General features: G+C 35.2%; 22 protein-coding genes. 10 read left to right on the top strand and 12 right to left on the bottom strand.

Features of this window, described 5'->3' with window-relative positions; genetic code table 11:
• Nucleotides 1-122: 122 nt before the first annotated feature.
• The 6 genes from DRF65_RS14525 to DRF65_RS14500 form a co-directional block, all read right to left on the bottom strand.
• Nucleotides 123-701 carry a Crp/Fnr family transcriptional regulator gene (locus tag DRF65_RS14525; RefSeq protein ID WP_115971482.1) on the bottom strand — a complete coding sequence of 193 codons (579 nt, stop codon included), beginning with the start codon at nucleotides 699-701 and terminating at the stop codon, nucleotides 123-125.
• Nucleotides 702-783: 82 nt separating this feature from the next.
• The gene (locus DRF65_RS14520; RefSeq protein ID WP_115971481.1) at nucleotides 784-1,305 is read right to left on the bottom strand and encodes a GNAT family N-acetyltransferase; all 522 of its coding nucleotides are present in this window, start codon (nucleotides 1,303-1,305) and stop codon (nucleotides 784-786) included.
• Nucleotides 1,306-1,319: 14 nt separating this feature from the next.
• On the bottom strand, nucleotides 1,320-1,901 hold the full coding sequence (locus DRF65_RS14515; protein ID WP_115971480.1) for a 5'-methylthioadenosine/S-adenosylhomocysteine nucleosidase family protein: 582 nt from the start codon (nucleotides 1,899-1,901) through the stop codon (nucleotides 1,320-1,322).
• Nucleotides 1,902-2,050: 149 nt separating this feature from the next.
• Complete coding sequence (locus tag DRF65_RS14510; RefSeq protein ID WP_115971479.1) at nucleotides 2,051-2,752, bottom strand: DsbA family oxidoreductase; 702 nt, start codon at nucleotides 2,750-2,752, stop codon at nucleotides 2,051-2,053.
• A gap of 61 nt (nucleotides 2,753-2,813) precedes the next feature.
• Entirely contained in the window at nucleotides 2,814-3,986 is a 1,173-nt protein-coding gene (locus DRF65_RS14505) for an MFS transporter (protein WP_115971478.1), read from the bottom strand.
• An 18-nt stretch (nucleotides 3,987-4,004) separates the two neighbouring features.
• Nucleotides 4,005-4,925, bottom strand: a complete 921-nt coding sequence (locus DRF65_RS14500; protein WP_115971477.1) for an alpha/beta hydrolase — start codon at nucleotides 4,923-4,925, stop codon at nucleotides 4,005-4,007.
• A 147-nt stretch (nucleotides 4,926-5,072) separates the two neighbouring features.
• Here DRF65_RS14500 and DRF65_RS14495 point away from each other — a divergent pair, with 147 nt between their 5' ends.
• Nucleotides 5,073-5,450 carry a winged helix-turn-helix transcriptional regulator gene (locus DRF65_RS14495; RefSeq protein ID WP_115971476.1) on the top strand — a complete coding sequence of 126 codons (378 nt, stop codon included), beginning with the start codon at nucleotides 5,073-5,075 and terminating at the stop codon, nucleotides 5,448-5,450.
• A gap of 107 nt (nucleotides 5,451-5,557) precedes the next feature.
• Here the strand turns inward: DRF65_RS14495 and DRF65_RS14490 are convergent, their stop codons facing one another.
• Nucleotides 5,558-6,589 carry a threonine aldolase family protein gene (locus DRF65_RS14490; RefSeq protein WP_115971475.1) on the bottom strand — a complete coding sequence of 344 codons (1,032 nt, stop codon included), beginning with the start codon at nucleotides 6,587-6,589 and terminating at the stop codon, nucleotides 5,558-5,560.
• 85 nt (nucleotides 6,590-6,674) lie between these two features.
• On the opposite strand from DRF65_RS14490, the gene DRF65_RS14485 reads away from it, so the two are divergent.
• Entirely contained in the window at nucleotides 6,675-7,328 is a 654-nt protein-coding gene (locus DRF65_RS14485; protein ID WP_115971474.1) for a metal-dependent transcriptional regulator, read from the top strand.
• A 397-nt stretch (nucleotides 7,329-7,725) separates the two neighbouring features.
• Nucleotides 7,726-8,445, top strand: a complete 720-nt coding sequence (gene blaIND / locus DRF65_RS14480) for an IND family subclass B1 metallo-beta-lactamase (protein WP_115971473.1) — start codon at nucleotides 7,726-7,728, stop codon at nucleotides 8,443-8,445.
• 51 nt (nucleotides 8,446-8,496) lie between these two features.
• Here blaIND and DRF65_RS14475 read toward each other — a convergent pair whose 3' ends face one another.
• The 5 genes from DRF65_RS14475 to DRF65_RS14455 form a co-directional block, all read right to left on the bottom strand.
• A complete protein-coding gene (locus DRF65_RS14475; protein WP_115971472.1) occupies nucleotides 8,497-10,179 on the bottom strand; it encodes a S41 family peptidase in 1,683 nt (560 codons plus the stop codon).
• A 32-nt stretch (nucleotides 10,180-10,211) separates the two neighbouring features.
• Complete coding sequence (locus DRF65_RS14470; protein ID WP_115971471.1) at nucleotides 10,212-10,928, bottom strand: outer membrane beta-barrel protein; 717 nt, start codon at nucleotides 10,926-10,928, stop codon at nucleotides 10,212-10,214.
• A 382-nt stretch (nucleotides 10,929-11,310) separates the two neighbouring features.
• Nucleotides 11,311-12,450 (bottom strand): hypothetical protein, encoded by a 1,140-nt coding sequence (locus DRF65_RS14465; protein ID WP_115971470.1) that lies wholly within the window; start codon nucleotides 12,448-12,450, stop codon nucleotides 11,311-11,313.
• Nucleotides 12,451-12,475: 25 nt separating this feature from the next.
• Nucleotides 12,476-13,378, bottom strand: a complete 903-nt coding sequence (locus DRF65_RS14460; protein ID WP_115971469.1) for a TssN family type VI secretion system protein — start codon at nucleotides 13,376-13,378, stop codon at nucleotides 12,476-12,478.
• A 54-nt stretch (nucleotides 13,379-13,432) separates the two neighbouring features.
• A complete protein-coding gene (locus DRF65_RS14455; protein WP_228438717.1) occupies nucleotides 13,433-14,350 on the bottom strand; it encodes a type VI secretion system baseplate subunit TssG in 918 nt (305 codons plus the stop codon).
• Between the two features lie 463 nt (nucleotides 14,351-14,813).
• On the opposite strand from DRF65_RS14455, the gene DRF65_RS14450 reads away from it, so the two are divergent.
• The 7 genes from DRF65_RS14450 (at nucleotide 14,814) to DRF65_RS14420 (ending at nucleotide 20,441) form a co-directional block, all read left to right on the top strand.
• Entirely contained in the window at nucleotides 14,814-15,605 is a 792-nt protein-coding gene (locus tag DRF65_RS14450) for a S1/P1 nuclease (RefSeq protein ID WP_115971467.1), read from the top strand.
• Nucleotides 15,606-15,861: 256 nt separating this feature from the next.
• On the top strand, nucleotides 15,862-16,728 hold the full coding sequence (locus tag DRF65_RS14445) for a sigma-70 family RNA polymerase sigma factor (protein ID WP_002979276.1): 867 nt from the start codon (nucleotides 15,862-15,864) through the stop codon (nucleotides 16,726-16,728).
• A 64-nt stretch (nucleotides 16,729-16,792) separates the two neighbouring features.
• A complete protein-coding gene (locus DRF65_RS14440; protein ID WP_115971466.1) occupies nucleotides 16,793-17,164 on the top strand; it encodes a hypothetical protein in 372 nt (123 codons plus the stop codon).
• Between the two features lie 115 nt (nucleotides 17,165-17,279).
• Nucleotides 17,280-18,512 carry a hypothetical protein gene (locus DRF65_RS14435; RefSeq protein WP_115971465.1) on the top strand — a complete coding sequence of 411 codons (1,233 nt, stop codon included), beginning with the start codon at nucleotides 17,280-17,282 and terminating at the stop codon, nucleotides 18,510-18,512.
• A 17-nt stretch (nucleotides 18,513-18,529) separates the two neighbouring features.
• The gene (locus tag DRF65_RS14430) at nucleotides 18,530-19,321 is read left to right on the top strand and encodes an alpha-ketoglutarate-dependent dioxygenase AlkB family protein (RefSeq protein WP_115971464.1); all 792 of its coding nucleotides are present in this window, start codon (nucleotides 18,530-18,532) and stop codon (nucleotides 19,319-19,321) included.
• A 16-nt stretch (nucleotides 19,322-19,337) separates the two neighbouring features.
• Nucleotides 19,338-19,931 (top strand): hypothetical protein, encoded by a 594-nt coding sequence (locus tag DRF65_RS14425; RefSeq protein ID WP_115971550.1) that lies wholly within the window; start codon nucleotides 19,338-19,340, stop codon nucleotides 19,929-19,931.
• Between the two features lie 9 nt (nucleotides 19,932-19,940).
• Nucleotides 19,941-20,441 carry a GNAT family N-acetyltransferase gene (locus DRF65_RS14420; RefSeq protein ID WP_115971463.1) on the top strand — a complete coding sequence of 167 codons (501 nt, stop codon included), beginning with the start codon at nucleotides 19,941-19,943 and terminating at the stop codon, nucleotides 20,439-20,441.
• Nucleotides 20,442-20,522 lie beyond the last annotated feature (81 nt).

The raw sequence follows: 20,522 nt of genomic DNA, 5'->3' as shown, positions 1-20,522 counted from the left end.
ATAAAGGGATTTAATGTAAAAATAATAAAATATACCATGCAAAAAATTGTATTACGAAAAATTATTTTACAAATAAATAGTTTTGTTTAAAATATAAACATGGAATTTGGAAAACGATAATATTATCTGTTGATTTCCTTTTTTATACGGCTGAGCTGAGTTGGGGTAATCCCTAAATATGATGCTATATGATGCTGTTTAAGCCTGTTGTACAGGGATTTATTTTCGAGCAATAATAAATACCGTTGTTTTGCGGTTTCAAATTTTAAAGAAACTTCAAGAGGCTCCTTTTTTACCACCCAGTTTTTCTCCAGATACCTGATATGAAAAAGGGCAAGATCATGATATTGTTCCAATAATTCCCGATACGTTTTAACCGGATATTTAATGACTGAGCAATCTTCAAGAGCAATGATACTGAAATCACTGGGTACGTTTTTGATGATGGCAGCGGTAGAAGCTACAAAACTGTTTTCTTCAAAAAAGATCTTATAAATAGAACTTCCTGCTTCATCAGTCATATAATATCCTATTAAACCGGATTTTATAAAGTAATAATATCTGGCCATATTTCCGGATTCCAGAAGAAGTTCGTTTTTTTGAAAATGTTCTTCACTGCAGATATCCATCAGAGCTGCTGTAGTCTTCTCTGATAGAGGATAATAGGTATTAATTTCTTTTAAGAATTCTGAATTGTTCATCATATCAAAGAAATAACTTTTGAATTATACCTAGATGGAAAGTGTTTAATAATATTGATACAAATTTAAAGTGCAGGAAAATTTAATCCAATATTTTCTTCATCATCAGATCGGTCTGCTCCTCGTCACCAAGCCTGAAGGTATGCTTATCAAATTCAACAAACCCGTTCTTCCTATAAAAGTTTAAAGCTCTCAGGTTTTCTTCCCAAACACCTAGCCACAGATATGATTTATTGAGGTGCTGAGCAGTTTTCAATGCCTGATCATAAAGAAGCTGGCCTACTTTTTGACCATGGTGGCTTTTCTTTACATAGATTCTTTCAATTTCAAGACTGGTTTCATCCTGTAATTCAGTCTGTGCTTTACTGCAATTGACTTTCAGATAGCCAACCGGATTGTCTTCTTCCCAGGCAATATAGAAATGGGAGTCCGGATTGTTCAGTTCAGATCTTACCTTTTCTGTATTGAAGCTTTCTCTTAGGTATTTTTCCATGGCTTCTTCGGTATTGTCTTCAGCAAAGGTTTCAGTAAAAGTCTGAATTCCCAGCTTCTGTATACAATCTGTATCTTCGGCAGAAGCTTTGTTGATGATTATTGATGCCATTTTTTGAATAGATTTTATGAAAATAATATTTTTTTAAATGCTTCAGAAGCCAAATGTACCTGTACGCTCCAGTCATCAGCAGCATCACTCCCCGCATCATCAGAAATGTATTTTAAACATAGAAACGGAATATTCTCTTTTTGTGCAATTAATGCTAAAGGATAGGCCTCCATATCTACAATATTATAATCAGTTTCAGAATGATTCATTTCAAAACTGTCACCACTACCACAGATTCCTTCCTTCAAACTATCCATCTTCAGGCCGTACTCTAACACAGGCGGAACTCCGGATAATGGAGTTTCATACATTTTAAATCCAAGACCTCTTACATCCATATCCCTCTGGATAAATTTTGTACAGCAAACCACCTCTCCTTTATGAAATCCTTTGCTTCCGGCAGAACCCAGATTTACAATTAATTTAGGCTTTCTGGTTTGAATTTCTTTGGTAAGCTCTATAGCTGCATTTACCTTTCCTATTCCAGTTATTAATTTATTTTTCCCGTCAAATACTGTTCCTGCTTCAGAATCCAGTGCAAAAACAAAAAGTGTGTCTGCGATGGGATAATGAATTTCATTATTAATTGTTATCATTAAAGAATATAGATTTATACTGTTTTACAAAGATACGAGAGTTTTGGTGGATTTTAGAAATGTTGGTTATTTTAATACTTATTCTGATGTTTTTGAAATAGTATAATTAAAATAAAACCCCAAGCTATTTTAGCTTGGGGTTTATATGATTAAATACTGCATCCGTCAGCATCACAGGAAGCTCCGCTGTCTCCGGAGAGATCTTTGAAAGGACTTACTGTTTCTTTATAAGTCTGTTGCAATGCATTTTCAAATACTTCTACAGGTTGTGCTCCTGAAACTGCATATTTTCCGTTCAGAACAAAGAAAGGAACTCCTGAAACTCCATTGTTTCTTGCTTCCATAATATCCTGATTTACCTCGTAATCCAATTGATCGGTAGTAACTGCTTCTCTGGCTTCTTCTTTATCAATCCCTAAGTTTTCAGCAAGCGAAATCAGAACTTCCGGATCACCTACATTTTTAGCTTCAATAAAATGAGCGATAAACAATGCTTCTTCCATTTCATTGGACTTGTTGTACTTCTTAGCTAAATGAAGAAGCCTGTGCGCGCTGAAAGTATTGATGATTAAAGTCTTTCCAAAATCAAAATTGATCCCTGCTCCTTTTCCCATTTGAGCCACCTGAGCCAGCATCTGTGTAGCCTGAGCTTCAGCAACTCCTTTTTTCTCTCTGAAATACTGGATGGTATCCTGAGTTTTATGAGCATCTAAGGTTGGATCTAGCTGAAAGCTTTTCCACTCTACTTCTACTTCATCTTTAAATGGCAATTTTTCCAATGCCTGTTCAAAATTATTTTTCCCGATATAGCAAAACGGACACATAACATCCGACCAGATTTCTATTTTCATTGTATTTAATTTAAATTTGATAGATCAAAGATACGGAATTATTTTAATGTAACAAAAATTGTTACATTTGTTTTACAGACCCTGAAAAAAACTTTTCCCCTTTTTCAAATACATTTCTCATTATCATCATAAGGAATGCAAGAATTCCGAAAACAAAGCCTATCCATGGTGTATATTCTACTCCCTGAGTGATAATAATCCAACCTCCAATAGTAGTTCCCAAAGTAACCCCCAGATTACCGAATGAAGTAGCCAGGCTGTTCGCAAATTCCAATGAGTCAGGCGCTGCAGAGATCATATAGGTAGAAGCATTCAGGAAGCTTGGTGAATAAAGAAATCCCCAGATTCCTATAACAATGACCGTAGCTAATGCATTCTCATCAGAAACAGAAAGTAATATGGGAATCAATACCGTTCCGGAAAGAAAGAATGCTAATGTGGCAGTTACATTTTTATTAAGCATTTTACCTGCTACTCTATTCGCTATAATTCCAACAGCCCCAAACAAAAAAAGCATATAACTTACCATTGCAGTATCCATTCCTTTCGCTTTACCCAGATAATCTGCAAAATAGCTATAAGTGGAAAACCAGGCTGTAATCATAAAGAAATTGGTAAGAGTACTCAGGATAAACGGTGGCTGTTTCAATATACTGACTTGGCTTCCAAATGATTTTTTCTCACTCACAGGCATAGGCGGCAGAAAAAAATGAATGATAAGCAAAGCGATCAAGCTTATTGCAGCCTGGATCATAAACGAATACTCCCACGAATAAAGTCCGGAAACCCATGTTGCAAAAGGAACAGTAGTAACCATTGCAATGGCTACCCCACTGAAAACAATACTCATCAGCTCATTCTTATTGGTGCTCTCACTTCCGGATACTGCTACAGACAATGCTGTTGCAATATAGACCGGCTGTAAAAATGCAGGAAGAATTCTTACTATCATCAGTAGCCAGAAAGATGGTGAAAAGGAAGAGACAATCCCTGTGAACAGAAACATAAGGATAGCAGCAGTCATTATTTTTTTCCGGTCAATACCCGAAGTAAACAAAGTCATAAAAGGACCTGTAAGAGCAATGACCAGAGCAAAAGCACTTAAAAGATAACCTGCCTCATCTATGCTGATTTTATAATACTCTGCAACCTGCGGAAGAATTCCAATGATTCCAAATTCTGTAGTAATAACTGCAATAAACCCTAAGGATCCAATATAAGCATACTTTTTCATGGTTCTTTATTGAAAGGTTTATCCCAAATATTGTCGAGCAAAGTCCGCCATTTCACCAATGGCTGATTGTGTTTCATCCAAAACCTCTCCCATATGCATAAATCCATGAACCATATCTTTATAAAAAATTGATTTAACAGACATTCCGGCATTCTCCATATTCATCGTAAGATGTTTTGCATCGTCTGCCAAAGGATCATGTTCAGCGATGATAATAAGAGTTGGAGGTGTATTTTTAAAATCTTTAATTAAAATAGGAACAGCAAGCGGGTTATGGGCTTCCTCTTTGGGAAGATACCAGTTCCAGGCATCTATTCCTCCCTGTTTATTCAGTACCGGTCCGTTTTCATAGGTTTCCCAGGTTTTGGTATTAAGTTGATTATCTACTGCCGGATAGATCAGCACCTGAAACTTAAAAAGTTCTCCTATTTGGGTAGAAACAGCTGTGGATAAGCCTCCGCCGGCACTGTCCCCTATGATTCCTATTTGATCCCGATCAATTCCTAATGATTCTGCATTTTCTATAACCCATCGTACAGCGTCAAGGCAATCATTCAGGCCTGCAGGAAACGGATGTTCCGGAGCAAGACGATAATCGATGAAAATCACAACAGACTCTGTTTTATTAGCTAGTTTACGCACAACTGCATCATGTGTTTCATAGCCACCGGCAATAAACCATCCACCATGTATATAAATTATTGCAGAGGATTTTTGAACGGCTTTCCCTTTAGGACGATACATTCTAACCAGAATCTGATGATCAGCCATCGGAATATCAAGCTCTTCAATCATAGCCACAGCTTCTTTTTTCCCGCTGAGCTGCAGAGTCATTGCTTCAAGATATTTTCGGGTATCATCTAATGGGTTTTGAGGATTAAAAGACTGTATTTTTTCCAAATGATTTAAAATCTGATTGATTTTAGGTGTCAACTGCATTTTGTTGTAATTTTAAATTAATATTATTTTGCAGTGAACATTAGCGCTATTGTTATTTATCTGCTTTTATATGGGCAAAATTAGTTTTCATATCTTACATTTGCACTATACGGATATCATTGTATGGTACTAACAAATTTGTAAGTAATGGGAAAGATAAAAGAAAGTTCAACGAATAATATCAACAAGCAATATATTCAGGAATGTGATTTGAGTTATGCAGTATGTAAGATTGGCGGAAGATGGAAACTATTTATTCTGAGTAAATTAAAAGATGAAAAGCTGCGTTTCAGCGAACTTAAAAGGTCTATTTCAGGAATTACAGAGAGAATGCTTACCCTCCAGTTAAGGGAACTTGAAAAAGAAGGTCTGGTAAAAAGAACAGTATATGCAGAAGTCCCGCCAAGAGTAGATTATGAACTTACAGAAATTGCCAGAGAACTGATTCCTATATGGGATGCCTTAAATGAATGGGGTGGAAAACACCGGAAGTTTGTTGAGGAACAGGAAGAATGTATTGAATAATAGTAGGTATGATAAAGACTATGTGCCTATCATAAAAATTATTTTTTTTATCATACAGGCACATAGAATATTGTAATGAGATCAGTTTTATGTATAAAGTAATAAAACTATAGCTCTTCTTTAATAATTTCAATAAAACGGTTAACAGCCTCGTCTCCTGTATTCCAGGAAGTAATCAGACGAATAGCAGAAAACTCTTCATCTATTTTTTTCCAGACAAAGAATTCAAAGTTCTCCGATAAAACCTGAATAAGGCCGTTGCTTAGAATCGGGAAAATCTGATTGGTATAGGTATCGGAAAGGAATTTTACTCCTTTTTCCTGCAATGCATTTTTTATTTTCATAGCCTGTTGATTGGCGTGTTTGGCCAGATCAAAATACAGGTCATCCTTCATCAGTTCCAGAAACTGAATTCCTAATAATCTGCCTTTTGCCAGCAATGCTCCTTTCTGTTTAATATTGAATGCAAAATCCTCCTGAAGTGCCGGATTATTAATAACGATCGCCTCTCCAATTAAAGCTCCGTTTTTGGTTCCTCCCAAATAGAAAATATCCGTCAGTTCCGCTACTTTTTCCAGGGTAAGATCACTGATTTCAGAAGTTAGCCCATGTCCCAGCCTGGCTCCATCCATGAACAGATAAAGGTGGTTTTGCTTACAGAATTCTGAAAGTTCTTTCAATTCATTAGCCTGATAAATGGTTCCCAGCTCTGTAGAATTGGAAATATAAATCAACTTTGGCATTACCTGATGTGGTACATTCCTATGATTTTCCAACACCGGAATAATATCTGATGGTCTTAATTTTCCATCTTCGGTTTCAATACTTAATATTTTGTGTCCTGTTGCTTCAATCGCTCCCGTTTCATTGTTCAGAATATGTCCTGTAGACGCTGAAATGGCACATTGATAAGGCCTTAAAACAGAAGAAATCACAATTAGATTTGCCTGTGTTCCCCCAGAAACAAGGTAAACATCAGAATTATCTTTTCCTATTCTTTTCTTAATCAATTCCTTAGCTTTTAAGGAGTATTCATCTTCGCCATATCCGGCTTGCTGTTCAAGATTATATTGCAGAAGTGCATGTAGAATATTCGGGTGACATCCCTCAGAATAATCGTTTTTAAATGAAAATTTCATAGAGTAAAATTAAAAAAAGTTAAAATAACAAGAGTAATCTTTTAAGAATATTTTGTTAGATTTGTAGTGAAAATCATCTAACATTTTGAAAACAACCCTAACAGAAGAAAATTACCTGAAAGCTTTGTTTCATTTAGTTGACAATGAAGGAAAGGTGACGATTAACGAACTCAGCAAATTTTTGAATGTAAAAATGCCGAGCGTTAACAATATGATGAAAAAATTTGCCGAAAAGAAATGGGTCATTTATGAGACCTACAAACCTCTGATCGTTACAGAAAACGGAAAGCGTGAAGCTGCTCTGGTGGTACGCAAGCACCGGCTTACCGAAATGTTCCTGGTTAAAAAAATGAATTTCGGCTGGGAAAATGTCCATGAAATCGCAGAACAGCTGGAACATGTGCATTCCAAGATCTTTTTTGATAAAATGGATGAAATTCTGGATCATCCTAAATTCGATCCACATGGAGAACCTATTCCTGATAAAGATGGGAACATTATTTCTCAGGACCTTCAGAAATTAAGCCATTGTCAAGAAGGAGAAACTGTTGTTTTTGCTTCTGTTACTCTTTCAGATGATGCTTTTTTAAGCTATTTAAATGATCGGAAACTTCTCCTGAATACCAAGGTGAAAGTTATTAAAATTGAAAATTTTGATAAATCGATGACCATCGAGATTGGTGATAAGAAAGAAATCCTCAGTAAGAAGGCCACTGAAAAAATATTGGTAAAAAAATAATCTACTATAAACTGCTTCATTTTTGAAGCAGTTTTTTTTATGCCTCGAATACATTAAAACTGAGATAAATAAGAATTGGATTAGCAAATAGGCCTTAAAATTTGTGTATTAGTGCTCATTATAAAACCATATTTTAGTCGGATCCAATTTATTGCAGATAAAATTTTCGTACCTCAACAACTTGCAACTTGCTCATAACTAGTATTTTATAATTTCACAATAATAGCTCCAAAAATACAAATCATTGGGCATTCTCCTCTTTCGCAACTGTTAAAAAACGGTTAAACTTCTTTTCATAAAAAGCTTAGAGAATTAATTTCACTAGGTTTGCAAAATATTCCATTGAGATCCATCTTTCTCATAAGTACCAAAATTTTAACTATCACCTTAAAGATTTATGAAAAAAAGCATTCAGTTTTTTATTGTTTCGATGCTGTTGAGCCCTTTTGCAAGTGCCCAGGTAAAAGATTTTGTAATCGAACCGCCAATTAAAAACAACTTATATATTTACAAGACTTTCGGCGTATTCGGAGGTAAAGAATATTCTGCCAACTCAGTATATCTTATCACCCAAAAAGGGGTGGTTTTATTTGATGTTCCATGGGAAAAAGTACAATACCAAAGCCTGATGGATACCATCAAAAAACGTCATAACTTACCTGTTGTTGCCGTATTTGCCACACATTCTCATGATGACCGTGCAGGAGATCTTAGTTTTTTCAACAACAAAGGGATTAAAACATATGCTACTACCAAGACCAATGAATTCCTGAAAAAAGATGGAAAAGCAACCTCCACTGAGATTATCAAAACCGGAAAGCCTTACAAAATAGGTGGTGAAGAGTTTGTAGTAGATTTTCTTGGAGAAGGACATACTGCCGACAATGTAGTGGTATGGTTTCCAAAATATAAAGTTCTGGACGGTGGCTGCCTTGTAAAGAGTACTTCCGCTACTGATTTAGGAAATATCAAAGAAGCCAATGTAGAACAATGGCCTAAGACTATGAATAAACTGAAAACAAAATATTCAAAAGCTACACTGATTATTCCGGGGCATGATGAATGGAAAGGCGGCGGACATGTAGAGCATACTTTGGAGCTTCTGAACAAAAAATAAAATCATTTCAATCTAAAAGACCCGGCTTCTGCCGGGTCTTTTTAGGTCATACTATTTTGTTAAAAGATATTTGATGGCTTCTTCCATTACCCTGTCTGTAAATGTTTTAGGGCTGCTTGTCATTTGTGCAACTTCAGCATCCGAAGGCGGCGTCACATAAATATCCGGCTTTACGCCAATCCCCTCAATAACTTCATCATTAAGAGTCTTGGTGGCCATCAATGGCATATAAAACTCAAGAATACCACCGGCAACCTTATCCCGGGTACCTCCGTTAAAATCATCTGATCCTCCCAAGCCTGCAGTAGCTCCAGCACTGTAATCTCCAATAGAAATAGCATGGGTTCCCTGACTTTTGAACATCAATGTAGACATTTCTGACATGCTTGCACTTCCTTTATCCGTTAAAACAGCAACCGGAATATTCCCGGGAATTCCAAACATATGAGACTGTGCCTGTACCGGAACCCACGGAGTATAATTAAATTGTCCGTTTCCTTCTTTTGTTCTCTGATAAAATGCAACAGTGCTTTTAGTAATAAACCTGTCTGTGAAAAAACGGGCATCAACAATATTACCACCACCGTTACCTCTTAAATCAATAATCACTTTCTTAATATCTCCTTTGTGCAAAGGATTCAGAAACTTTTTATAAAAAGGGGCACTAGTTAATATTTTGTCTGCCGCAGTCTGGAACTGGCTCAAATTATATCCATATTTCACATGATTATCCATCTCCTGCATAAACCATTGGATATAAGGAAGGGTTTCACTATTTAACACGGAAGAGTAAGTAGTTGTACTATTATATTTTACAAGATTCTTAGACTTAGTGAGTAACTGTTGGATCAAATCTAAAAACGAATCTGATAAAACTTCTGTACTTTTAAACGTTCCAATCTGGCTATTGAAAGATTTCATTTCATTTGAATTTGGAAATGAGTTCCATTCGTTTAAAATATTGATAGTAAAGTTTTTAACTTCATTTCTCTTGTTAATATCACCAATTGCATTGAGTTGTGGACTGTTTTCAATAGCTGCAGGGGTAAGAACAAGCGAATTTCCCGGACCTGGGCTTAAATATTTATCAGCAAGATCAATTTTAAGAGACCTTGCCAGTAAAAAGCTACTATATGAAAAATAGTAAATGTCAGGATTAGACTTTAGGCTCCCCATAAGATATGTCATACTTCCACCATCTGAATAGTTATAAGTCCGAGACTCTGCATCATTCAGTCTATCTTTCATATATCCGTACTTTGCACCAAACGGATAAATATTAGCTCTAGCTTCTTTCATCCCACCATAAAATGTATACGTATTGGTTATACCGGAATTTGAAAAAGGCACATTTATCTTAACATAAAAATGTCTGTCTATAATTGGATTTACGATTTCGGTAAAATATACACTTGCTTTTTCAGCATCCGCTTGCAATTCAGCATCGCTTACACCAATTCTATTATAGGATTTTAAAGCAGCAAATTTCGGATAATATTCTTTATAGATGGCATTCCAATCCATCCCATCTTTTCCTTTCTGTTCGTAAAAATAATTATACCGCTGATCCATTACCGTCCAGAATACTTTAAAAAGATCGGCATAGGATTTTACATCATTGCTTGTATATCTTGTTGGTTCCGTGACAGAGGAATCATTATCCTGCATACAGGAATTGAATGTCGCAGATGCTGAAAGCAGTACGAACCCTAAATAAATAATATTTTTTTTCATTTTATAGATTTTAATTGATAGGAAAAACTTTGTTATTTGAACTTATAGGCAACACCTAAAGAAATCATATATGACCGAATGGTTGATTTACGGTCTTTATCATCATTCGCCATATTGATATCCGAAAGCCCATACTGGTAATTATAGGATGCATATACATCAAACTTCTTAAGAGAATACCCTAACTGAGCTTGACCTACCAATCCATATCCCCATCTGTTAAGCTGATTTTCATTCTTTTTGAAATCATACTTATCCGATACCTGTGTATAATTGAAAGTTCCGTTTTCCTGTAATTCATTAAATACCGGATATCTACCCTCTCTTCCCATACGAAGCCAGTAGTCTGTATACATTCCACCCGCAATTTTGATCCACACACCAGTAGTTTCATGTGGATTGTTCAGGATATAGCCCCCTACCATTAAAGGAAGGGTTAAAAAATTGTTATTATATTCTGTGTACCACCCTTCCCGGTTTCCCGTTCTCTCAAACTTATAATTCTTTTGCTGGAAGGAAGCTCCGGTAGAAACAAAGAGTGATTTCCAGACCATATATTCTCCGGACAAATTGACCCCGAAGCCATACCGCCCCGTGTATCTTGAATCAACAAGATTTGAAAGATCTGAATTTAAAGCACCATACGTATACCCTGCATCCAGACTTACCTTGATTTTATTTTGCCCCATCACTACTGTTCCGGCAGAAAAAAAACAAAGACAAAAGATTTTAGACATTTTTTTTTTCATAGATATTTTTTTGAGTTTATTTCATTTATAGTAACCTTAGTGTATCAATCATTAATGATTCACATCATAATAAGTTATAGATTCCTGCAAAACTATATCATAAATCAAAAAAGCTGTTAAAAACAGCATACTACACAAATACATTACTAACTCAACTAATTAATAATCAATATATTATATACTACCTACCACAATATTCACCTTAGGTATATAAGACTTAAAAAGAATATGATGTAGGGTCTATGTAGGGTAAATAATATAATATTTAGAAAATTAAAATGCAGGAAGTAAATATCCATGATAATTTTACGATGATGCAGAGTCAATAAAAAAATCCCGAATGATTGTTCATTCGGGATTTTATATTTAAAAGCTGATGCTATTAGTCTAATACACTCCAACCTCTCTTCGGGTTGGTATTGGTAGAAACCTCCTGTTCATTAACAATGATGTTTTCTTTTCTCTGACCAATGTAATCCAGTTCGCTCAGTTTAGAGAAAATTGTCTCCAGACTTCTTAACATCTGTTGGATGTAAAGTAAAGGCTCTCCGCAATTATGGTGATCGTAATTTGTTTCAGCGACGATAGACAATTGATTCAATAAAGTATGAGGTGCAATCTCACTCCATTCCAAACTATAGTTCAGCATTTCTTCCAATTCTGCAGGAACAAGTAGCTGTGTTGAGTTGTACAGGTGAAGCGCCAGCTTTGCAAAAGATTCAATTAAAAATACCGGCGGTTGGTAAGGCGTAATATTTCTGAATTGGAAATACATATCTCCAAAGGTAGTCACCATCGTATTACAAACGAACTTCACATTTTGAGCTAAAGCTGTATTCTGGTTTTTATGAGACGCTTTCTGAATAATTTTAAAAGCATACTGCTGCAGGTTTCCAATAGATTTCGCAAAGCTGCTGTAATACTCTACTAATGCCGGATGACTCTGAACAGAAGTACAGGGCGGAATAAAATTAGAGTCTACCTGTGCAATATTGGCTTTTAAATCTACCTTTCCTATAATCAGATAATTTCCTCCTGAGTAGCTACTGTTCAATGAAGTTACAGGAAGAAGTTCAATATGGTGATTCGGTTGTGCACTTGGGTGACGTGGTGGAATTTCTTCCGGATCAATATCGCCGAAAGGAACTTTATCAAACGGATTTACAGAGATCAAAATATAATATTCTCCATCAGCCTGCTCTTCACTCATTGATTTTGCCAGGGATTTTACACTGATTCTTCTGTCGCTTAATTCAATACGGTACCCTGCCATGGTAACAGCACTGCATCTTTTGATAACCAGCTGAACATCGTTAGTGGCAGTATTGTGAACATCAAAAATAGTACGGTCTGTATACTCAGTAGAAATAGGCAAAAGCCCATAGTTATATGTAGTAATCCCAAGCGAATTGGAATCTCTGATGGTATCAATTAAGAAATTATCCTGATCATTAAGGTGTCTTTGGGAAACTTTCATTCCATCCACCCAGTTGATTGCAAAATGTTTAATAGGCTGTATCATGTTTAATACTTTTTAATTTTTTGTGTTATGATTTTCTTGCGACTCCCTCCTCTTCATGCTGAATGACTCTTTTACAAATCACCACTTCATTTTCAGAAATGCTGTTTGCAGTAATGTCCTGGTCGAAATCTATATATTTTCTAAAGCTGAAAAACGATTTTTTAGTATAAAAGATCCAGTAATAAGGTTCTTTTACCTCATCTGAAAGGTGAATGATAGATCCCGGGTTCTTGTGGTTATAATCATCCACTACTCTGTAAAACCAGTCTCCAAAAGTGATTCCTGTCGGAAGAGTTTTCGCCTTAATTCTGAATCGGTTTGAATCTTCAAGATTTTTACTTAATTCTACATTCAAAACCATCAGACGGTCAAAATCTGCCCCTTCAAAATCAGGAAGTTTTTGATCCGGGGAATATCTCCATGTTTTATAAATATCAAAAGGAATACTGATAAACTGAATATAGCAATAATAAAATACCATAGGAACTACAAAGATCAGCATACTTGTAGCTGCCATCACTGCATATCCGGTTCCTTTACTCATCCAGTTGAATAACAGGGTAAATAAATATCCACCCAAAGCAATACAAGTCAATGAAAGAATAGATTCAAACAGGATGCTCATTGCCAGAGAATCAATATGCTTTTTGAAATATTTATGCAGTAAGTTAACGTGGATAATCCCAAAAACAAGATAAACAACCTGTGCAATGAGATACCAGTACGGATTAAAAAGATTTCCGGCAAATCCGAAAAAACCAGGCAGTGCCAGGCATAAACTGCACAGAAGAACGTATACAATAATTACTTTAATTTTGATCGCAGGTTTGTTTCTCCTGATAATTCCCAGGATAAACATCATGATAATTGCGATTAAAGGCATTAGAATATACCTTAAAAAAATACCTTTTACTGAAGAAATTTCCATTTGTTTCTTTTCGAATTTATACTTTGTTGGTAGTTGTAAATATAATAAAATAATTTAGAGGAAGGTAGAGTATCCAAGGCGGCTGGCATTTCTTTCATCATCCTCCAGACTGAACGAGTATTCCAGCTTTTCTGTCACAAAATTCTCTTCAATATCCACTGTTATAGGAAGAAAATAATCATACAAGGTCTGAAGAACTTTTCTGAACGGGCTTCCCGGGATATACTTTTTCATATCTTCATAAGGAATCGGGCCGATATTCACTACCCAATTCCGTTGTCCATCCATATGTCTGCCACTCGGAATATAGGTTACCCCCAATCTTGAATTTCCCAAAAGCATTGAATCATCATTTTTCTCTATTCCATCAATAACATTGGGAGAAAAGGTTACTTTAACAGAAACCTGTAAAAAAGCGGTCAGGCATCTTTCAAACCATCTCTTATCCCCACGGATCTGATGAAAGAAAGGAAGAATGTGTATAAATATATAAGCACTCTGCTTATCCAGCATATCAACCAGCGGCCAAAGTTCACTTACCGTTTCCAGTAATGCATCTGTATTGCTTGTAATATCAAATTCAGACTCTTTAAGAAGGGCACTAATCTCCGTAAAAAAGACTTCCAGCTCAAAAGGGCGGAAAAATTTACGGGCATCATCTTCTATTCTTTTCTGCTTTCTGATCTCTCTTACTACCGTATCTACATTTTTTCTGGAAGCTCCGAGAGAAGGTGGGTGAAATAACCCTTCAGGAAGGTAATCGTAAATGCCCTCCCTATAACTTTCTATCGTGAATACTTCTTCATCAAAACCTAAATAACTGCTCGAAATGCTTTTAATATCCTTAAGATAAGCACGATCGTTCACCCCAACTCTTTCAATAAAAATATTGCTTACCGTCCGGTGATATTTCAAAAGATTGACAGCTACAGCCTCTGCTTTAAAGTCTGTCTGCAGCTTATTGTAATTCATGTCTACAATATTATTCTCATGCATAGTGTTTCCTGTGATTATGACTTGTAAAGATAATATATCTCGTAAGTTTGAAAAAATATTTTACCAATAATTTTATTTTAAAAATACTAATTTATTGACATTAAAAGGAATAATTTTAAGTAAATTCCGTAAAAATACGGTAATCAGGGATTTTTTATAAAGTTTAAGATTCCAGGTTCAGAGTTCAGAATCAAGGGCTTATGGTTTAAAGTTCAGGATCAGAAGTTTAAATGGTATAATCCTATTCCTTATTATATCTATTAAATATCTTATATCCTTCCTCTCACATTCCCCCAAAATTCGTCTTCAAACCTAGTACAATTCCTTATTTTATTCAGATTAAATTTTATTAATATCATCTGTTGGAATAAATTCGGGATAATTTGTGGTCATTCGGAAAGGGGGTCGTATCTTTGCAGACTGAAAATTGTTATTTAAAATGAAAAGTATTTATTCTAAAATTCTGATTTTAGCATTCATTTCCTCTTCACTTTATTCTTATGCTTGGGGATTAACGGGGCACAGAGTAATTGCAGATATTGCAGAGAATCACCTTTCCAGAAAGGCAAAAAGGGAAATCAAAAAAATAATGGGCAAGGAACGTCTTGCGTATTGGGCAAACTGGCCGGACTTTATCAAGTCTGATACTACAGGAGTCTGGAAGCAGGCTTCATCATGGCATTATGTAAATATTGATCCGCAAACTGATCTGAAAACTTTTGACCAAAACCTAAAAATGCAGGCAGGCCCAAGTCTTTACACACAGGTAAATACCCTATCCAGCCAGATTAAGGACGAAAAAACCTCAGCAAAAGACAGAAAAATTGCTTTGATCTTCCTTATTCATATTATGGGTGACCTTGCTCAGCCCCTACACGTAGGAAGAGCTGATGATTTAGGAGGAAACAAAATCAATGTTACGTATTTCGGGGATAAAACCAATTTACACTCTGTTTGGGATGGAAAATTAGTGGATTCTCAAAAATACAGCTACACAGAATATTCTAAACTTCTGGATATTAAATCTAAGGAAGAAGTAGCACAGATTCAATCCGGAACTTTGGAAGACTGGTTGTATGATTCTCACAAAATCGCCAACAAGATCTATGCACAGACTCCTGACGGATCAAAATTATCTTATGACTACCAATACAAGTTCAATGATACTCTTGAAAGACAGTTATTGTACGGAGGATTGAGATTGGCTAAACTATTGAATGAACTCTTCTAATTGGAAATAAAATTCTAATAGATATAGATAAAAACGGGACTTGGGGTCCGTTTTTTTTGTTTAAAGTTTAATTAATTTTCATTCTTTTTATCCTGGATTATCTTCTTTTCTTTCTATTTTTCAACTTCTGAATCTCTGTTCCACGCTCATCTATTAGCATTCAAATTAAAATATTAATAAAAAAGTAAAACTAGTGTAACCTTTTTGTATTTCCAAACGTATAATATATAGTAACTCTTTTTTGAGGATAAAATAAATGAGACAATTAAAAATCACTAAGCAGGTTACCAACAGGGAAACTGCTTCATTAGACAAGTATTTGCAGGAAATTGGTAAAGTGGAACTGATTACTGCGGACGAGGAAGTAGAATTGGCACAAAGAATACGTGCTGGCGACAGAGCTGCATTGGAAAAATTAATCAAGGCCAACCTTCGTTTCGTAGTTTCTGTATCTAAGCAATACCAAAACCAAGGTCTTTCCTTACCCGATTTAATTAATGAGGGTAACTTAGGATTAATGAAGGCGGCAAAAAGGTACGATGAAACTAGAGGTTTCAAATTTATCTCTTATGCAGTATGGTGGATCCGTCAATCAATTTTACAGGCGTTGGCTGAGCAATCAAGAATTGTAAGACTTCCGTTGAACAAAATTGGTTCCATCAATAAAATTAATAAAGCATACGCTCACCTTGAGCAGGAAAATGAAAGACCACCTTCTCCGGAAGAATTGGCTGAAGTTCTTGACATGAGTGAGGAAGATATCAAAGAATCTATGAAAAACTCCGGTAGACACCTGTCTATGGATGCACCCTTGGTAGAAGGTGAAGATTCTAATCTTTATGATGTATTACGTTCAGGAGAATCTCCAAGTCCTGATAAAGACTTAATGCTTGAATCTCTTCAAATTGAGATTGAAAGAGCATTAAACACTTTAACTCCAAGGGAGGCTGATTTGGTTAGACTATACTTCGGACTGAACGGAAAACACCCAATGACTTTAGAGGAAATTGGTGAGACTTTCGATCTTACAAGAGAGAGAGTTCGTCAGATCAAAGAAAAAGCAATTAAGAGACTAAAACATAATACCAGAAGTAAGATCCTTAAATCTTACTTAGGTAAATAATTTTAGCGCAAACAATTTTATAAGCGGAGTCTGTTTTCAGGCTCCGTTTTTTTATTTTTGTATTATGGATACAGATTTTTCTTTACTTCTTGCCGGAGCCGTTTTACTTTTTATTCTTATCAGTATTGGTATTTCTCTGTATTTAAAACAGAAGCGGAATCTCTTCTTCCGTTATATGAAAAAAAGAAAACATCAGCTTGTAAAAAATGTTGAGATCAGTTTTGAAAACCAAACAACAATTGATGTTAACCTTACCTACAGAGGTGCCGACATTATTTTTTTAGAGGATGAAATTTTTGTAATTCCCTTCAACAGACCTATTTTACATTTGAATAGTAATCCAGAAATTATATTGCCGGGCACTCAAAAATTTAAAATTAATTCCAGATCCATATCCAACGATCTGTTGGAAGTAAAAGTAAATGATGGCATCTGAAGTATGCAGATTCTTTTAAATCTAAAAAATAAGAATATTGATTCATACTGCTGATAAGTATTTGTAACAATCTCCAAAGAAACCTCAACTAATATCCATATAAGAAAAAGATTACATGACTACTCTACCATTTGAAAATAAGATCACTAAAGATAAAAACGTACTTGTTATTCTACAAAATAATGAGAATATCAACTCTGAACTTCAATACCTTATCAACAATTTCTGCGGATTGGTTATCAATACTTTCTCCGATACAGCCATTGATTTTAGTAATAAAAAGATCTATGCATGTGGAGATTTCAGTACGCTTAAAGAAATAACCCCTTTCATTCATATTATAGAAGATTTTTCAACTCAATATGAAAATATGAGTCCTGAAAAATATAAATTAGTAACCTTGGGAGAAGTCCCTGTTATAATCAGCAATGCCGGTGTTTATTACAGAAAGCTGTTTGTTGGTGACCGTAATTTTGATATGATTAAATCTGAACACAATTTTCAGGAACTTACAGAATCCAATAAAGAAAGTAAAGCTTTAAGAAAAGGAATCTATCTGAGTAAAGTTGCTAAAGAGACTACTGAAGGAGGCAAAGAGGCTTTTCATTACAACCTTTTAAGATGCTCAAGTAATTTAACAGGCCCCACAGATAATTTCCGCACTACCGATACAAAAATTATCAGCATTTTAAACCAGTGCGTTCTGGAAACGTTCGAACACGAAACCAATCTTAATCACGCTTTGGTACAGATCTATGAGAACAAAAAGAAAACAGCAGATTCTGAAAAGGAAGTAAAAGCTAAGATCAAAGCCCATTCGGATAAGACGAAAGATATGCCGAAGGAAGGACTTATAGTATTTTGTACGTTCTATGATGATTCCAATACAGATCCATTAAAGCCTTCTGTTACAGACCCATTCGATTGGTGTTATAAACAGACAAGTGCATTAACCCGACTGCATTTTAAGCTAAAGAAAACAGTTGAGGATGATTCTCTGGAGAAAGAGTTCACTGTACCCCTATATCCTAACTCTGCATTTTTGATCCCGCTTTCTACCAACAGATTGTATACTCATGAAATCAAGCCATCTGTTTTGGGAGTTGACCAAATTCCTATCAGAATGGGCTATGTGGTTCGATGTTCTAATCTTGAAGCGATGCATACAGATGATCAGACTTATATAAAAGACAATGGTCAATTTATTAAGCTTGAAAAAATGACTCCGGAACTTCAGGAGGAGCTGCGTAATTCTTATTATGAGGAAAATGTATCTGAAAAGATGGTGGAATATGGCAAAATTCATTTCAGCATGAACTCCGGTGATTATGAAAAACCTATTTTTTAATCTGCAAACAAAAAAAAATGGACTTCGCTGAATTTCATACAATTACACTTCCGACAGATCAAAATCTGTTTAATGAGCTTATTCATTCTGCAGATTTTGAAACTACAGGAAAAGGCAGGCTGGGAAATCATCTGGTAGATGTACAGGATGAAAATATTCCGGTTGTAAGAACCACTACCCGATTTACTACTCCAGCTGTTACTTTCTCACCGCTTCACCATCGGCTTGTTGCGGAAATTAATGATACGCTGTTGGCCAATCATATTGAAATCCCTGTACAGAGTTTCAATAATGCTCTCATTGAAGTGTATGATTCTTCATATTCTAAAATGGGTTTTCATTCTGACCAGGCTTTAGATCTGGAAGAGAATTCTTTTATTGCACTTTTTACCTCTTATGAACGACCGGATGAACTTAAAGAGTCTCATCTGAGAAAACTTGTTATTAAAGACAAAATAACAGAAGAGGAATCTGAAATTATATTGCATCATCATTCTGTTGTTTTATTTGCTATTGAAACCAATAAACGATTCCAGCATAAAATCATCCTGAATGTACCACCAAATTCAATTATAAATCACAATAAGTGGTTAGGTATTACATTCCGGACTTCAAAAACACATATCCGGTTCAGAAATGGAAAACCTTATCTTTCTACCGGAGAACCTCTTATATTGGCAAATACTGATCAGGAATCAGAATTCTTTAAACTGAGAGGCCGGGAAAACAGGGAACTGGATTTTGCTTATCCAGACTTACAATATACCATTAGCAATGCTGATCTTCTGGTTCCCATCACCAAAATATAATTATAAAATAATCACAATGAAAAAAATACTTTTTGCTTCTACATTCGTTTTATTTTTACTTTCCTGTAAAGAAAATAAACCACAAAACAAACAGGTTATAGAAAATGCTATTGATAACGCAGAATCTTCAGTTTCAGGCTCATTTGAAAGCTACCGTGGTGACAATCTTATTGATAATACTTATTCTGAACTGATTAAGAATGATAAAAGTCTTAAATTACTTGATGACAAAATAATAAAAACTCAGCAGGAAACCGGGAAAACGCTGGAAATATATGATAAAATAATCAGTACATCTGAATCTTTTTACCTGCAAGCCAGGAACCGTGCAAAATCAATTACAGACTCTCTGACCAAACAACAAGTTGAAAAAGAAATTAAAGCTAGCGCAGATCAATACAACATAAAAATCAGAAATGTAAATCTCCTTATTGCTCAGGTTAATAAAAACAATACTGAACTGAACAACTTATATACCGCTTTTAAGCTCAGAAAAACACTTACTGAAATTGAAAAATATCAAAATGCACATCCTTTAAAAACGGACAGTCTGAATCAGTTGATCAACAGACAGAATAAGTTGCTTGAAGAATTAAAAAAATTAAAATAAAAATATCTTATGAACTATACTACACAATGGCTTACCGATAAAACCCGTGTTAAAGAATTGGTAGACTTTTTTATCACCCATAAAACAGACTCATATATTTCCCATGGCGAAATGATGTCTGGGCGAGCAATAGATTCTCATCATTGGAATCCGGATCTTGATGTTATTTTAACAGAACAGCTTCTTACCGATTTCAACTCTGATGGAAGCACTAAACTGAATATTTTAATTGCAGAAGACGAGAACAAACAAATTGTTGGAATGATGGTTTTCAATGTAATCAACAGTCCTTTTAAAAAGTATGCGATTCTGGAAGATATGCTTTTGGACCAGTCGGTAAGAGGACAGTCTTTGGGAAGTAAACTACTGGAAAAAGCTATTGAAGAATCTAAAAACTGGAATATCAGCTTCATTCTGCTGGAAAGCGGTGTTGATAATCACGGTGCCCATCATTTTTTTGGTAAATACGGTTTCCAAAAAGTATCTGAAAGTTATATACTGACATTATAAGTTTTAATAGGAGTTGGAAATACGCGAAGACGCTAAACAGCCTGGATATATGGAAATCTTTTTAAGGCGCTAGGATTTTAT

The organism is Chryseobacterium pennae (assembly GCF_003385515.1).
Lineage (GTDB): Bacteria > Bacteroidota > Bacteroidia > Flavobacteriales > Weeksellaceae > Chryseobacterium > Chryseobacterium pennae.
The sequence above is the reverse complement of the archived record's forward strand: the minus strand, read 5'-3'. Positions and strand labels throughout refer to the sequence as shown.

Excerpts from the sequence above, each read along its gene's own strand:
- DRF65_RS14525 (WP_115971482.1), bottom strand. The coding sequence starts at position 701 with ATGAACAATTCAGAATTCTTAAAAGAAATTAATACCTATTATCCTCTA.
- DRF65_RS14470 (WP_115971471.1), bottom strand. The coding sequence starts at position 10,928 with ATGAAAAAAAAAATGTCTAAAATCTTTTGTCTTTGTTTTTTTTCTGCC.
- DRF65_RS14515 (WP_115971480.1), bottom strand. The coding sequence starts at position 1,901 with ATGATAACAATTAATAATGAAATTCATTATCCCATCGCAGACACACTT.
- DRF65_RS14425 (WP_115971550.1), top strand. The coding sequence starts at position 19,338 with ATGAAAAAAATACTTTTTGCTTCTACATTCGTTTTATTTTTACTTTCC.
- DRF65_RS14490 (WP_115971475.1), bottom strand. The coding sequence starts at position 6,589 with ATGAAATTTTCATTTAAAAACGATTATTCTGAGGGATGTCACCCGAAT.
- DRF65_RS14495 (WP_115971476.1), top strand. The coding sequence starts at position 5,073 with ATGGGAAAGATAAAAGAAAGTTCAACGAATAATATCAACAAGCAATAT.
- DRF65_RS14460 (WP_115971469.1), bottom strand. The coding sequence starts at position 13,378 with ATGGAAATTTCTTCAGTAAAAGGTATTTTTTTAAGGTATATTCTAATG.
- DRF65_RS14465 (WP_115971470.1), bottom strand. The coding sequence starts at position 12,450 with ATGATACAGCCTATTAAACATTTTGCAATCAACTGGGTGGATGGAATG.
- DRF65_RS14435 (WP_115971465.1), top strand. The coding sequence starts at position 17,280 with ATGACTACTCTACCATTTGAAAATAAGATCACTAAAGATAAAAACGTA.
- DRF65_RS14475 (WP_115971472.1), bottom strand. The coding sequence starts at position 10,179 with ATGAAAAAAAATATTATTTATTTAGGGTTCGTACTGCTTTCAGCATCT.
- DRF65_RS14500 (WP_115971477.1), bottom strand. The coding sequence starts at position 4,925 with ATGCAGTTGACACCTAAAATCAATCAGATTTTAAATCATTTGGAAAAA.
- DRF65_RS14505 (WP_115971478.1), bottom strand. The coding sequence starts at position 3,986 with ATGAAAAAGTATGCTTATATTGGATCCTTAGGGTTTATTGCAGTTATT.
- blaIND (WP_115971473.1), top strand. The coding sequence starts at position 7,726 with ATGAAAAAAAGCATTCAGTTTTTTATTGTTTCGATGCTGTTGAGCCCT.
- DRF65_RS14520 (WP_115971481.1), bottom strand. The coding sequence starts at position 1,305 with ATGGCATCAATAATCATCAACAAAGCTTCTGCCGAAGATACAGATTGT.
- DRF65_RS14510 (WP_115971479.1), bottom strand. The coding sequence starts at position 2,752 with ATGAAAATAGAAATCTGGTCGGATGTTATGTGTCCGTTTTGCTATATC.
- DRF65_RS14455 (WP_228438717.1), bottom strand. The coding sequence starts at position 14,350 with ATGAATTACAATAAGCTGCAGACAGACTTTAAAGCAGAGGCTGTAGCT.
- DRF65_RS14440 (WP_115971466.1), top strand. The coding sequence starts at position 16,793 with ATGGATACAGATTTTTCTTTACTTCTTGCCGGAGCCGTTTTACTTTTT.
- DRF65_RS14420 (WP_115971463.1), top strand. The coding sequence starts at position 19,941 with ATGAACTATACTACACAATGGCTTACCGATAAAACCCGTGTTAAAGAA.
- DRF65_RS14445 (WP_002979276.1), top strand. The coding sequence starts at position 15,862 with ATGAGACAATTAAAAATCACTAAGCAGGTTACCAACAGGGAAACTGCT.
- DRF65_RS14450 (WP_115971467.1), top strand. The coding sequence starts at position 14,814 with ATGAAAAGTATTTATTCTAAAATTCTGATTTTAGCATTCATTTCCTCT.
- DRF65_RS14430 (WP_115971464.1), top strand. The coding sequence starts at position 18,530 with ATGGACTTCGCTGAATTTCATACAATTACACTTCCGACAGATCAAAAT.